The 14,582-nt window shown below is 40.2% G+C and carries 13 protein-coding genes; 9 read left to right on the forward strand and 4 right to left on the reverse strand.

The features are described 5' to 3' along the window. Positions 1 to 232 precede the first annotated feature (232 nt). From BSO02S_RS25080 to cshA, 4 genes are all read left to right on the forward strand, one after another. Positions 233 to 1,009, forward strand: coding sequence for a hypothetical protein (locus tag BSO02S_RS25080; protein ID WP_066074492.1), 777 nt, complete (start codon positions 233 to 235; stop codon positions 1,007 to 1,009). 165 nt (positions 1,010 to 1,174) lie between these two features. Continuing rightward, on the forward strand, positions 1,175 to 2,254 hold the full coding sequence (locus BSO02S_RS25085) for a D-alanine--D-alanine ligase (protein WP_066074495.1): 1,080 nt from the start codon (positions 1,175 to 1,177) through the stop codon (positions 2,252 to 2,254). Positions 2,255 to 2,333: 79 nt separating this feature from the next. Continuing rightward, positions 2,334 to 3,713 (forward strand): UDP-N-acetylmuramoyl-tripeptide--D-alanyl-D-alanine ligase, encoded by a 1,380-nt coding sequence (locus tag BSO02S_RS25090; protein ID WP_066074499.1) that lies wholly within the window; start codon positions 2,334 to 2,336, stop codon positions 3,711 to 3,713. Between the two features lie 522 nt (positions 3,714 to 4,235). Further along, positions 4,236 to 5,729 (forward strand): degradosome RNA helicase CshA, encoded by a 1,494-nt coding sequence (gene cshA / locus BSO02S_RS25095; protein WP_066074502.1) that lies wholly within the window; start codon positions 4,236 to 4,238, stop codon positions 5,727 to 5,729. A gap of 37 nt (positions 5,730 to 5,766) precedes the next feature. Here the strand turns inward: cshA and BSO02S_RS25100 are convergent, their stop codons facing one another. The 4 genes from BSO02S_RS25100 to BSO02S_RS25120 all read right to left on the reverse strand — a co-directional run bounded on the left by BSO02S_RS25100 (position 5,767) and on the right by BSO02S_RS25120 (position 10,715). Continuing rightward, positions 5,767 to 6,900, reverse strand: coding sequence for a GerAB/ArcD/ProY family transporter (locus BSO02S_RS25100; RefSeq protein WP_066074505.1), 1,134 nt, complete (start codon positions 6,898 to 6,900; stop codon positions 5,767 to 5,769). A 225-nt stretch (positions 6,901 to 7,125) separates the two neighbouring features. Next, positions 7,126 to 8,292, reverse strand: a complete 1,167-nt coding sequence (locus tag BSO02S_RS25110; RefSeq protein WP_066074512.1) for a Ger(x)C family spore germination protein — start codon at positions 8,290 to 8,292, stop codon at positions 7,126 to 7,128. After that, positions 8,292 to 9,842 (reverse strand): spore germination protein, encoded by a 1,551-nt coding sequence (locus tag BSO02S_RS25115; RefSeq protein WP_066074516.1) that lies wholly within the window; start codon positions 9,840 to 9,842, stop codon positions 8,292 to 8,294. Before BSO02S_RS25115 ends, BSO02S_RS25110 begins: the two co-directional genes overlap by 1 nt. Before the next feature lie 144 nt (positions 9,843 to 9,986). After that, positions 9,987 to 10,715, reverse strand: a complete 729-nt coding sequence (locus BSO02S_RS25120) for a rhomboid family intramembrane serine protease (protein WP_066074519.1) — start codon at positions 10,713 to 10,715, stop codon at positions 9,987 to 9,989. 94 nt (positions 10,716 to 10,809) lie between these two features. Here BSO02S_RS25120 and acpS point away from each other — a divergent pair, with 94 nt between their 5' ends. The 5 genes from acpS (at position 10,810) to ndoA (ending at position 14,454) form a co-directional block, all read left to right on the forward strand. After that, positions 10,810 to 11,172: a holo-ACP synthase gene (gene acpS, locus BSO02S_RS25125; RefSeq protein WP_066074520.1), complete on the forward strand. Its 363-nt coding sequence runs from the start codon at positions 10,810 to 10,812 to the stop codon at positions 11,170 to 11,172. Positions 11,173 to 11,324: 152 nt separating this feature from the next. Beyond that, on the forward strand, positions 11,325 to 12,338 hold the full coding sequence (locus BSO02S_RS25130) for a LolA family protein (protein WP_066074523.1): 1,014 nt from the start codon (positions 11,325 to 11,327) through the stop codon (positions 12,336 to 12,338). Between the two features lie 132 nt (positions 12,339 to 12,470). Then, positions 12,471 to 13,634 (forward strand): alanine racemase, encoded by a 1,164-nt coding sequence (gene alr, locus BSO02S_RS25135; protein WP_066074526.1) that lies wholly within the window; start codon positions 12,471 to 12,473, stop codon positions 13,632 to 13,634. A gap of 183 nt (positions 13,635 to 13,817) precedes the next feature. Then, positions 13,818 to 14,099: a CopG family ribbon-helix-helix protein gene (locus tag BSO02S_RS25140; protein WP_066074529.1), complete on the forward strand. Its 282-nt coding sequence runs from the start codon at positions 13,818 to 13,820 to the stop codon at positions 14,097 to 14,099. Positions 14,100 to 14,103: 4 nt separating this feature from the next. Then, positions 14,104 to 14,454, forward strand: coding sequence for a type II toxin-antitoxin system endoribonuclease NdoA (gene ndoA / locus BSO02S_RS25145; protein WP_007083556.1), 351 nt, complete (start codon positions 14,104 to 14,106; stop codon positions 14,452 to 14,454). Positions 14,455 to 14,582: the final 128 nt, after the last annotated feature.

Here is a 14,582-nt window from a genome sequence, read left to right on the forward strand (position 1 = left end):
CCGTGTTTCCTTTATCTCAGTCAAAGCGCTCCAGTCCATACGCCGCTAAACGGGCGCTTCCGCTTTTCTAATTTGCCAGTGTTAAGGAAAATTATTATTTGTAAAAGAATTGAAATAAGCTATTTGAACTATTATTTGATAAAATAAGGAAGGATTCATAAACGCGATTGGAAGTTTCGTGGAAACTGTCTTTTTAACATAAATTAATTTGTCTGAACGGAGGAGTTCTGCTTTGAAAAAGCATCATCAAGACATACGGGATCTCATCTATGTCCATTTAAACCAAACGGATCAGTATGTTGTGTCCTACGGTATCGAATTCGCTGAATTTGCTGCTGCTTTTTCAGGTTCATTAAATCATTTGCTTCTACTCGCACACCGCTTTGATGATGCTGATTTTAATATGCATACACTGCTCGAATATTGTCCGGAAGATAGAATTAACAAGTTAGCTGCCGAAGATGTATACAGTTACGGGAATTTCTGCTGGATTGATTTTATTGAGGAAGATGTGTTGAATGAACTGACGGGCCAGGAAATAGCTGAATTATTATACTTAGGTCACCAAAAGCAGCATTTAAAATTGCCTTTTTATAATAAGCTGGGCAACCGATTTGTTTATTTGGCAAATGATGATGGCTGGTTTAACAAAACCTATTATCGCAGCTTTAAGGATTTCTTTCATTTACTAAGTGACGCGATTGCCGTCAAGCTGGGTGAACTTAAGCTGGAAAAGTCGATTCTCGGGATTAGAAAGAAACGAGCCTATCCCCAGGTGAGTAAAGAAATTCTCCTCTCATTAACACCCTTCATTAAGGAAGGCATTTGCATTTCTTTAAGGGATGCTGAGCACCAACGCGGCCGGATCGAAATTCCCATCTGGGTGGTTGGAGATTTTGCAAATATGGATGATATGGTTGAGGAATATGAACAAATCGCAAATAAACCATACCACGCTAAAATCACCTTCGATAAAAAGACAAAAGAATGGAAGCTGAATGTCATTTAAATCTCTCCCTGTGGAGAGGTTTTATTTTTCATTGTTTTTAATCAGGCTGTATTTTTCATAAAATAATCTAAGGAAAAAACATTTAAAAACAGGGCAGCAGCATTTCCTTTCTTATTTAATAAAGTGTTAAAATATAACCGTGAATGAGAGAATGGAGGTTTTCGAATGAAAACAAAACTTGGGTTATTATATGGCGGAAAATCTGCTGAGCATAAAGTGTCCTTACAGACTGCGATGGCAGTGATCAAAGCACTGGACCTTGAAAAATTTGAAATTCATCCTATTTACATAAATGTTGAAGGCCAGTGGATTAAAGGGCCGCAGCTAAGTGCGCCGGTAGAAAATATCAAAGCTCTTGAATTTTCTGAAGGGAAGCAATTATCCCCCTTATCTTTAGCACCATCACTTTTCCAAGCGGAACAACAAAATGCGGCACCGCTTGATGTAATTTTCCCGCTCTTACATGGACCAAACGGCGAGGACGGTACGGTACAGGGATTATTAGAATTATTAAACTTGCCGTACGTAGGGAACGGGGTTCTCGCTTCAGCCGCCGGTATGGATAAAGTGATGATGAAAAATGTCTTTGCGCAAGCCGGGCTGGCACAGGTGAACTATGTTGCTTTTATTAAAAGTGAATGGGAAAGGGCGAAGGCAGAAGCTTATTTGAAAGTGGAAGCAGAGATCGGATTTCCTTGTTTTGTGAAGCCGGCGAATCTTGGCTCAAGTGTAGGAATCAGTAAATGTACCAATCGGGCTGAATTAGAAGCGGCGTTTGTTGAGGCGTTTCAATTTGACCGGAAAGTGATTATTGAAGAGGGTGTCGTCGCTCGTGAAATTGAGGTTGGTATCTTAGGAAATGACAATCCCCAATGTTCTGTTCCCGGGGAGATTGTTCCGAAAACAGATTTCTATGATTACAAAGCAAAATATGAGGATGGCGATACGGCCTTAATTATCCCTGCTGACATTTTAGATGAAGAATACGGGCAGATTAAAGAAATGGCGATTCAAGCATTTAAGGCATTGGATTGCTCTGGGCTCGTGCGTGCTGACTTCTTCTTAACAAAGGATGGCAAGGCGTTGATTAATGAAGTGAATACGATGCCAGGCTTCACACCGTTCAGTATGTTCCCGCTCTTGTGGAAGCACACGGGGATTGAATATCCACAATTGATTGAGCGTCTCGTGAGTCTAGCCAAAGAACGACATGCGGAAAAACAACAGATTAAATATACATTCTAGAACAACAGTGACACGGCTGAAGCGCCGTGTCCGTTTCTTTGGCTCATTTAAAAAAATTTTTTAAAAAAGGAGGATATACATGATAAAACGATCGTTACTACAGATTGCCGAAATGGTTTCAGCTCAAAATGATATCAGTGCGTCTAGTGCAACCGTAATTACAGGGGTTTCCATTGACTCTCGAAAAATCGAAGCTGGAAATTTATTTGTTCCCTTCAAAGGAGAGCAAGCTGACGGACATAAATATGTAGTGGAATCGATACGAAAAGGGGCGGCAGCGGCCCTTTGGCAAAAGGATGTTCCAAACCCGCCCATCCATTTACCGATTCTTATTGTGGAAGACTGTCTTACGGCTTTACAGGAATTAGCGCGCGAATATAGGAAACAATTACCGGTCAAAGTGGTTGGAATTACCGGTAGCAATGGAAAAACGACCACGAAGGATATGACTGCCAGTCTTTTGTCAATCCAGTATAAGGTTCAAAAAACAGAGGGAAATTATAATAACCATATCGGCCTTCCGTTAACCGTATTGGGTTTAAACGAAGACACGGAAATTGCCGTCCTCGAAATGGGGATGAGCGGCAGAGGTGAAATCGAATTTCTAACTAAGCTAGCCCTTCCTGATGCCGTGGTGATTACGAATATTGGCGAGTCCCATCTGCTCGATCTTGGTTCACGAGAAGGGATTGCTGAGGCTAAGCTTGAAATATTTAAAGGGTTAAAAGATGGTGGACTGGCTGTCATCCATGGTGATGAGCCGCTTTTGATGGAGCGGATCCAACAATATAAAGGCAATGTCGAGATCAAAACTTTCGGCAGAAACGAAACGAATGATTTATATCCGACAGAAATCACCCAGCTGGACCAAGGGAATCGCTTCCAAATCAATGTCTCAAACACCACGTTTGAGCTGCCTGTTTTAGGGATACATAATATATTAAATGCGCTCGCTTCGATGCTGATTGCGAACCACTTTGCGATTCCCTTTGAAAAATTAACCAATGGTTTAGCGGGGATTAAGCTGACGAATATGCGGATGGAGTTAGTCGAAGGGCAGCATGGGGAAAAGATTATTAATGATGCATATAATGCCAGCCCGACCTCGATGATGGCGGCCATCGAATTAGTCTCCAATCTTCAAGGCTATGAGCGGAAAATCCTTGTTTTAGGCGACATGTTGGAGCTTGGTCCAGAGGAAGAACAATACCATAAACAAATCGGTGAAGCCTTGAACGCCGCTAAGGTTGATTTCCTGTACACATTTGGAAACTTAGGGGCACTAATTGCCCAAGGTGCTCGCTCGATTTTGGGCGAACAAAGAGTTTTTGCGTTTACAAATAAAGCCGACCTTATCCAACAATTGGAGCAGCATGTAAACGAGACCACGTTGGTCCTTGTAAAGGCATCAAGGGGTATGAAATTAGAGGAAATAGTTTCTAAATTACAGAAAAAGTAAATTGTTTAACTGTTACCGGAGTCTTTTAATGGAAACTTGCAGGATTGTGAATTATTTCTGAGCTATAAAAGAAAAATAACAGTAACCCCATAAAAGAAAAAGATTTGAACTAAGGAGAATCCCACCCTTTTTTCGTAAGTGTTGGACTTTTTGATGGAGTAATTAAGATGGTTTTGGACTAAACTAAACTTGTCTTGATTGCAAAATACTAGTAACAATGGTATGATGTTCATCAACGTGTCTAAAGAACGATGATAAAGGGGCATACTCCTTGATGGAGGATGTTTTTTTTTGGTAAAATAAAGATATTACCTAATACGGCATTTTGATGCGTGTCTAGATCGAAGCGCCTAGGGGCTCGAATGCTTCACTTCTGACTAGAAGCACAAAAGTTAACTTAATCCTCAAGCCCTCCAGCGCTTTTCGCCTCTCTAGAGCAGGCGCTTCCGTTTTTCTGAGTATCGGGCGAAAATATTCAGCACATACAAAATATTTCCAAATAGATGAAGGAGAATGAAAACATTGACAAGATTTGAAGAATTAGGCCTTAGTAAGGCTACGTTACAATCCGTCCTCAAAATGGGTTTTGAGGAAGCAACACCAATCCAGGCAGAAACGATTCCATTGGGTTTAAAAGGTATTGATTTGATCGGGCAAGCTCAAACTGGAACAGGTAAAACGGCTGCATTTGGTATTCCATTGATTGAAAAGGTCGATATTAGTGCGGATGCTATTCAAGGGATTATTATTGCACCAACGCGTGAATTAGCTATTCAAGTTTCTGAAGAACTATATAAACTTGGTTCAGGCAAAAGGGTTCGTGTACTGCCAATTTATGGGGGGCAGGATATCAGCCGTCAAATCCGTTCATTGAAAAAAGCGCCGCATATCATTGTTGGTACTCCAGGACGTGTATTGGATCATATCAACAGAAAAACGATGCGTCTTGATACGGTTAACACCGTGATCCTTGATGAAGCAGATGAAATGTTGAACATGGGCTTCATTGAAGACATTGAATCCATTCTTGCTGCGACACCGGTAGAACGTCAGACATTGCTCTTCTCAGCAACAATGCCAGGACCGATTCAACGTATGGCGGAAAGATTCATGAAGGACCCGCAAATCATTCGTGTGAAAACGAAAGAAATGACTGTTCCTTCGATTGAACAGTATTATCTTGAAGTAATTGAAAGAAATAAATTCGATGTGTTAACAAGACTTCTTGACATTCAATCACCGGAACTTGCCATCGTTTTTGGCCGTACGAAGCGCCGTGTCGATGAATTATCGGAAGCATTAACATTACGCGGTTATACTGCAGAAGGTATTCACGGAGATTTAACTCAGGCAAAACGTATGTCGGTTCTTCGTAAATTTAAAGAAGGAACGATTGACGTGCTTGTTGCAACAGACGTAGCAGCAAGGGGCTTGGATATTTCCGGAGTAACGCACGTATACAATTTTGACATTCCTCAAGATCCGGAGAGCTATGTTCACCGTATCGGACGGACAGGTCGTGCAGGTAAAAAGGGTGTAGCCTTAACATTTATTACACCACGTGAAAAATCATATCTTGCTGTCGTAGAAAGAACGACTAGAAGCAAGATGGAAAAAATGAAGGCTCCTACACTTGATGAAGCCTTAGAAGGCCAACAAAAAGCGGTTGTTGAAAAGATTGTTGCAACGATTGAATCGAACAATTTACATTATTATAAAGCAGCAGCCCAAGAATTGCTGGAAGAAAATGATGCATCAACGGTTATCGCAGCTGTATTGAAAATGTTAACGAAAGAACCGGATACAACTCCGATTAAGTTGACAGAAGAACAGCTTCCACAAAAAAGAGATAGAAAACCGCAAGATCGCGACCGGAGAAGAAGAGATGATTCTAGAGGATCTTATAATTCGGATCGTAACAGAAGAAAAGCACCAGAAAGGCCACGCAGCGGTGATAAAAGAACCGGCGGCGGCGGCGGTAAACCATCAAAGCCAAGAAGCTATAATCATCAATAAGATAGTCCTTATTAGGTAAAGGAAAAGAGCATGGACACTAGTGTCCATGCTCTTTTTGACTTATTTCTTCTTTCTTTGAAGATCTTTTCCGTATAAAGCGTTTCAAGGTATCCATTAGTAAATAAAGAATAGGAATCCCTTCGATAAAATAGGAATAGGTTGCCCAAGATTCTTTATAAAATCCGGTTAGGGCCGCTGTACCTCCAGACATTTGTAAGGATAATGCGACCATAACGGCTGCTAATGAAAAAGTCAGAGGGCGGTGGTCTTTTAAACGGAATAGGTGAGCAAGAATATGAGTTGAAAGAAAGAATAAAAGAGAAATCTTTAAATAAACGGTTGTCGACCAAATGGAAATTAAAAAAGGATCTAAGTTTTCAATGAAATCAGCGATGCGGATATAGCGAACCATTTCTAACATCGGGTAGGTTAGATGGCTAGCTAAATTTGGTCCGAATAGTAATAATAAAAAAGCGATGTTGACACTGATTAATAGTATCGACAGAAGGATTGCCCATGCAACGGATTGGAACGTCTTCTTTTTTGGGGTAAGATAAGGGAAAATAAATACCAATACCACAATCTCGCCAAAAAAAGGAATGGTAGTGTAACTGCCTGTAAATATATCATGTCCGCTATGGTTGGTAATAAAAGCCATCCAGCGATCCCATTTCAATTCCTTGCCAATAAAAAAGGTATTCATTGCACTGGCAATCAGGACAAGAAAAAATAATCCTTGAGCGGTTCGAAATATGGTCTGAATTCCTAATCGTGCCGTTATCGCAACAACCATGCCAAGGATGGCACCCACTGCCCAATTGGGCGTTTCTGAAAGATAGGTTTGGACGATAAAATCTTCATATTCTCTTAAAATAAACGCGCTTATATGAAGATAGGTTAAGAAATAGAATCCCGTAAAGAGGATATGAATCCATTTGGGGAATATTTCACTTCCGTAGTGAACGAAAAATTCATTAGGTCTGCGATTTGCCAGTTTGATTATAAAATAGGCATAAATGCCTCCGGCCACTCCGCCAATACAAACTACTAGCAACGAATCGTATTGGGATGAGTGAATTAAATGAGCAGCAGAAAACCCTACTAAGGTGGAATAAAAATAAAGGATCATAAAAAGTAACAATTGATTTTGGGAAATTTGCTCAGTTTTCAAGTGAATCCACCTAACCTAAAATTTTCTGTTGCAGCGGTTTAAAGAGGAATTGAATCAAATCGTTGGGACTGGGTATTTGTTTGAAAAGGATTGTGGCACTACAGTAACAAAGGGAAAGACCCATAATGGAAAACACAATCCAAAACGTTCTCTTTTTACGATTTTTATTTTTTAAATACGTCCACTCGTAAATAAGTATAAATAGGAAACAAAGGATAATGATGATCATGAATTTATTTCCTTTATCCAAATTGGGTTATTTTCACTGCCAGGGCGTTTAATGTGTAAATCTACGTGAATATTTATCTTCACTTTATCATGATAAACCGTCGGCCAATCTTCTTTGACCTTTTTCCATATTTTTGGTTTATACCAGGATAAGTATGCACCGAATTGAAAAACATCTGCTTTCATTTCTTTAGAGGCTTTAATGGCATCATTGATTCCGTCCTTTATTTCCTTTTCGGCCAATCGCTCTAATTGATAGATATTTTTAGCGTTGGATAAATCAATGTTGGAATAGGATTCTGAAATATCATCTTCTGCTGTGACGAAAACTTCAAATGTGAAGGGTTCCTTTTTCGATGGGCGGATTTTCGTTTTTGCCTGTAATACTAATAAACTAATCTCCTTTTTATCCGTTGGAGATTGTATGGTGACGGCAGTCCCGACAGTCCCTATGGAGTTTCGAAGCCATAATGCCCCGCGACCCTCCTTTGTGCTTAACTTGCCAACCATTTTATAATTATGAAACAATGCCATCCCGTCCGTACCGACAAATAGTACCTTTTTTCCCTTTTCACTAAGCATTTTTTTCTTTTTCTTGGTTAATAAACCAACAATCATATCCCCGTTTTCCGTTTCAAGAAAGTCCTTTGGGGTTGTATATAAGGTCACTTCTTCTTGGGTGAATCTTCGGACAATCTCACTAGGGAATTGTTCCATTGCAGCTACTAAACTTTCGATATCTTTAGCTTTTCCTGGTGCAATCAAAACCGCATTATTAATATTTAATTTTGGTTCGCGGACAACAAATTCTAAAATATCGCCAATTCCCTCCTTTGCCATTTCCTCACTCACTACAATAATTCTTGTATGTCCCCAACTTAGTTGTCGTGGTAAATTGATTTGCATGTTATGAGCGGCTTCAGAAATTGTTTTTCCGATGCTTGAGAATTGGGCATATGGATTGCCCGATATTCCGGCGCCGCCGACACTACTAGAAACAAGTCGATTGGTAAGTGGAAAAGACAGCGTTAATTCCATTTCGCCATTAGCAGCTTTGTCAACGTACATGGCTGTAATAAAGGCACGGTCATTGATTTCGACACTTGACCAACAGCCTGTTAATAATAAAGTACACATCACCATGGACCATTTTAAAACTCTCATTAATCTTCATCATCCTCGGTCATTGATTTCCTAATCGTTAAACGATTTTTATCGGATGTCCCAGCAAACGATGGCCGGCGTTTCATTAACCACCAAGGAGCCCGGACAAACACATCCTTTAGATCGCTCACCTTAAGAGGTGCTGTTGGAGAAAGATATGGTACGCCAAAAGAACGCAGGCTTACTACATGTATATAGATTAGAATAGCGCCAATCATCAAACCGAAAATTCCAAAGGTGCCTGATAAAAGCATGATAGGGAAACGAAGCAGCCGAATAGAAGACGCCAAATCATAGGCCGGAATAATAAAGGAAGCAATTCCGGTCATCGAGACGATGATAACGATCGGGGCCGACACAATCCCTGCCTGTACTGCAGCTTGTCCAATCACCAAAGCCCCTAGGACTCCAAGGGCCTGTCCGATTGCTTTTGGTGTACGGACTCCGGCTTCACGCAATGCTTCGAATGCCAATTCCATAATAAACGCCTCCACTAATCCAGGAAATGGAACATATTCCCGAGAAGCAGCCACAGAAATTAATAAAGTGGTTGGAATCATTTCTGGGTGAAAGGTAGAAATCGCAATATAAAAAGAAGGAAAGAGCAGTGAAATGACTAAAAAGCCGTAGCGAAGCAATCGGATAAAACTAGTCAATATATAGCGTTGATAATAATCCTCTGCTGATTGAAGGAATATATAAAAAGTAACGGGTACTAGAAGGGGAATCGGTGTTCCGTCTACAAAAATAACGACTCTTCCTTCTAACAGGGCAGCAGCAACGACATCAGGACGCTCCGTTTTTTGTGATTGAGGAAATGGTGATAATGGACTATCATCAATACACTCTTCTATATAACTGCTCCCTAATACGCCATCCATTTCTATCCGATTTATTCTTTGTTTCACTTCGGTGAGCAAATCCTCTTTACAAAGTCCTTCGATATAACCCACGATTACCTTGGTCTTTGTATATTTACCAAGTACAATTTGTTCCATTTTCAAGTCAGGAGATTTAATTTTCCTACGGATCATCGTGATATTCGTATGGATGTCTTCCACAAATGCTTCTCTTGGACCTCTAATTACGTTCTCGTTGGAAGTTTCACTTACCGCTCTTTTTTCAACGCTAGTTAGCGGGATAGCAAGCATTCGGCAGTCACCCTCGAAAAGGATGATGATTTTTCCATCCATCACCATATCGGCAGCTACTTGTAAATCGGTAAGGACACTCGTACACATCGTACTTATCGATTGTAGATCAAGTAATTTATGAATTAATTCCTTCCGTGATGAAGCAAAATTCGGTGAAACAATATACTTTAATACCTGTTCGTCGAATACCTGTTGATCAACCATACATTGTACAAAAACAATTGCAACACGGGTTTGATTAGCAGTTAATTCATGAAAGGTGATATCAATACATTGATCAAAGGTATCTTTAAACCATTTCAACCTTACGTCAAAATCCTCTCCAAGGAAAACTTGCTTATTTGTCGTTCCTTGTTGGGCTTTTGTTTGGCTTTTGAATTTTGAGAAAAACGACATACTTCACCACTCCACGAACTTTTTGTTAGCTTACCCTACTTTTTGAAAAATATATTGTTTCGATGGGAAAAATATAAAGTGTGGTGAGTCCGGGGGTTCTTAGTAAACAAAAAAACAGGAATTGCGTAAAAAGGCAATTCCTGTTTATCTTTGCGATAAAAATCCGAGGATGGACAGAATAATAATTACTGCCCAAATTAGCGTTTTCATGGGAGATTGGAAGGAGATACTCTTCTTTTTGGTGCCGGCCCAATTTGCAGTACTTTGAATCGAATCTGAAAGTTCCTTTTTATTAAAATTGGGAATCGCTCCTAGTAAAAAACCGCCCAGAAAGCCAAATAAATGGGCTGTTATATTTATATTAGGCTGTAAAAATGTCATAATTAGACTGATCACACAAATGGTAATGATAATTTGTGAATTTTGCTTGGACATCATATTTTTTCGAAAGATAATCATCGCGATATAGTACCCAAATAGTCCAAATATTGCTCCGCTTGAACCTACATGGGTATACGTTAATGGCTCTAGCAGCAGTGTGGCAATATTGGCAATCAGACCGGATAGGAGATAGATGAATAAAAATCTGCCGCTGCCAAGCATGCGCTCGAGTGCCGGTCCAAATAACACAAGCGAGAAGCTATTAAATAACATGTGTGAAAATCCGCTATGCATAAAAGTCGGTGTGAGCAGCCTCCAGTAATCCCCTTCCATTATATAAAGATTGACTCCTGATAGGTTTTCAAAAAACCAAAGGTTTGGGAATATGGGTAAAATAGTTAAAAAATATAATCCTAAATGAATAGCAATAATAATCGATACAATCGGATAGAGACGAGTAAATTCGCGAAAGCTTTCGGTTCTTGTAAACATGTTAAACCTCCTCACACTACCATCATAGACTTAATTTCTGTCTTGTACACTATTATCTATGCTAATTGTAAACCAAATAGAAGGAAGATGAACCATGATAAAAGGGATTGGAATCGATATTATAGAACTTTCAAGAGTTCGGGAAATAGTTAGCAGGCAAAGTAAGTTTGTCGACCGTGTATTAACCCCTAACGAAAAATTAAAATTTGTAGATTTATCTGGGTCTCGGCAGGTTGAATTTTTAGCGGGGAGGTTTGCTGCGAAAGAAGCCTATTCAAAGGCGAACGGAACTGGTATTGGAAAGGAGCTGTCATTTTTAGATATTGAAATTGAAACGAACGCTGCCGGGAAACCGTATATCGCAAAACCAGAGGTTCACGCTCATTTATCCATCTCGCATAGTCGGGAGTATGCAGTTGCCCAAGTGATTATCGAAGAAGAAACATATAATTTTTAAAAGCATAATCCCTAAGGTTGTCTCATATATTCATAGGGAAACAGGAGAGACAAGGTCAGCTATGGTCATTTTGGAAAGCAAATTATCCACTGCCTGATCCCTGCCTTTCTCTTCTCTAATCATATGAAATGAGACAAGAAGGGGTTGAAGGAATGAGGAAAAAGTTATTGCTGCTGATCACGGGGCTGACAGTCATCTTAATGCTCGCTGCCTGTGGCTCTAAATCACAAGATGATGTGGTGAAGGAGTTAAATGGTAAACTAGGTGACTTAACTGCCTATAAGGTGAAAGCAAAAATGACGTTGAAGATGGGTTCTGATTCACAGGTTTATAAGGTGGAAATTTGGCATAAGGACCCTACGTTTTATCGTGTGAATCTAAAGAATGCCGAAAAAGACCAAAGCCAGATGATCCTGCGAAATAAACAAGGTGTATTTGTACTAACACCTGCTCTTAATAAGAGCTTTCGTTTCCAAAGCGATTGGCCGCAGAATAGCAGCCAGGCCTATTTGTACGAATCACTAATTAAGGACATTGTCGCAGATAAAAATGCGAAGTTCTCGACTACGAAGGATTATTATGTTTTTGAAACAAAAACCCGCTATCAAAACAATAGTATGCTTCCCTTCCAAGAAATTAAGCTTAATAAAAGGGATTTATCACCAGCTGTCGTAAAAGTGATGGATCCCGATCGAAACGCCCTTGTGACAGTTGAATTTTCCAAGGTTACCTTTAATGCAAATTTTGATAAAAACGATTTTGATATGAAGCAGAATATGACTCGTGCACAAATTGGTCTGCCTGCGATGGCTGCTGGTGGTGATAAAGCTTTTTCAGTTAAATATCCAACCATGGAGCTAAAAGGTACACAATTTATTAGCGAAAAAGAAGTGGAGATTGAAGACGGCAAAAGGGTTGTCCTTACCTATGATGGCAAGAAATCCTTTACGCTTGTCCAGGAGAAGGTAACGTCTAAGGCAGTGTCGGCGGCGCCAACTTATGTTACGGGCGATATAGTTGATTTAGGTGTAACGATTGGTGCGGTCTCTGACCACTCTATTTCTTGGTCAAATGGCGGCGTAGATTACATGATTGCATCGAAAAATCTAACCAGGGATGAAATGGTTGCTGTAGCAAAGTCTGTACAAGGTGATTCAGTAAAATAAATAAACAGGCCCCTTTTGGGGGCCTGTTTATTTATTTCTGACGGCTTTTTTGAGCTATTTAAATTAAGAGGCTAGAAAAATTTGTGGTAAAATAGAAGGATATTTTAATTAATGCAATTAGGAAGTGGAAACATGGAAGAGCAAGGCTTTTTCTTTCGAGATACATGGGCAGAAGTGGATTTAGATTGTATTTTAGCTAATGTTACCTCCGTAAAAAAACATCTGCCTGAAAAAGTAGACATCATTGCGGTGGTAAAAGCGAATGCCTATGGTCACGGAGATGTTCAGGTAGCAAACACTGCGCTGGAAGCCGGAGCGGCTTATTTGGCAGTTGCCTTTATGGATGAGGCTATTGCTTTAAGGAACAAGGGGATTAAAGCTCCAATTCTTGTCTTGGGCGCTTCAAGGCCGAAGGATGTCGGAATGGCGGTAAAGTTTAATATTACCTTAACTGTTTTTCAAAAGGAATGGCTGAAAGAAGCAAAAATGCATATCAAGGCAAATGAGCGAATTTCCTTTCATATCAAAGTTGATACAGGGATGGGGAGAATTGGCGTTCGAAGTGCGGAAGAGCTAACAGAAATGGAACAAATCATAAACGAAGATGAACGTTTCTATCTTGAAGGTGTGTTTACGCATTTTGCGACAGCGGATGAACTGGATGAAACCTATTTCCATCAGCAATTGCTGCTATTTGAAAGGATGATTGGTGCTCTGTCAGAACGTCCAAGATATATTCATTCAAGCAATAGTGCCGCCGCCCTAAGGTTTCCCAGAGCCTATTTTAATGCTGTTCGGCTTGGGATTGCTATGTACGGGTTGACGCCATCGCTTGAAATGGAAAAAGAAATCCCCTTTCCCTTGAAGGAGGCCATTTCACTAAGGTCGCGGCTTGTCCACGTGAAAAAGCTGGAAAGGGGAGAAAAGGTAAGTTATGGGGCAACCTATGAAAGTGATGATGACGAATGGATTGGTACGATTCCCATTGGTTACGCGGACGGCTGGATTCGCAAGCTGCAGGGACAAGAAGTCCTTGTGGGGGGAACACGGTCTCCGATTGTCGGCAGAATCTGTATGGACCAATGTATGGTTCGTCTCCCTTTTTATCTTCCTGTAGGGACAACGGTAACGTTAATTGGCAGGCAGGAGGGTCAATTTATTTCCGTCAATGAAATAGCTGGTAAACTTGACACCATCAATTACGAAGTCCCATGTATAATTGCTAACCGTGTGCCGCGCCTTTACAAAAAGAGCGAAAAAGTTGTCGATTTAAAAAATTATCTTCTTGAGAATTAATAGGTGTAAACGAAGAAATTCGAACATATTAATGATATTGCGGTTGTTTATGCATAAAAGTATGTTTTATTGGCTTATAATACAGTAGAATTATAATTAGTCTATGCAGTAAGTTCGATTAGTGTTATTATAAATAATGGTACAGATAAAAATGGTGTGTAGTGATGGTGGAGGTGTATGTTTGTGTCTGAAGTCGGCGCAACTACGGAAATCTTAGTGAAGTTACCGCAACATCTTTTAACTGAGTTAGATGGTTTCGTAAAGCAAGAAAATGTAAACCGCAGCGAGTTTATCTATCAAGCAACAAAAATGTATTTGCGCGAACGAAAAAAGAGACAAATTCGCGAGTCGATGAGACGGGGATACATGGAAATGGCAAAGATCAATCTTAGAATTGCATCAGAAGCATTCTTAGCAGAATATGAGGCAGAACACACAGTTGAACGTCTTGTAAGCGGAGGATAATCCTTTGATTGTCAAGCGTGGTGACGTATATTTCGCGGACCTATCCCCAGTTGTTGGTTCTGAACAAGGCGGCGTCCGTCCTGTACTTGTCATTCAAAACGACATCGGGAATCGGTTTAGTCCCACAGTGATTGTAGCAGCGATTACAGCTCAAATTCAAAAAGCCAAGCTTCCTACACATGTAGAAATTGATGCGAAGCGCTACGGGTTTGAACGAGACTCGGTCATTCTATTAGAGCAAATTCGTACAATTGATAAGCAGCGGTTAACTGATAAAATCACCCATCTCGATGACGAAATGATGGAGAAGGTGGATGAAGCCTTGCAGGTAAGTTTAGGTCTCATCGAATTTTAGCTTAAAGCACGCTCTTTTTAAAAAGAGCGTTTTTTCATACATAATCTGACCTCACCCTCATTCTGCCAAGGCAAGCTACCATGCTTGCCTTTTTCTTTTGAAAAAAAGTGAAGTGGTTGCCGATCGGA

The organism is Neobacillus soli NBRC 102451, assembly GCF_001591665.1.
Lineage (GTDB): Bacteria > Bacillota > Bacilli > Bacillales > Cytobacillaceae > Neobacillus > Neobacillus soli.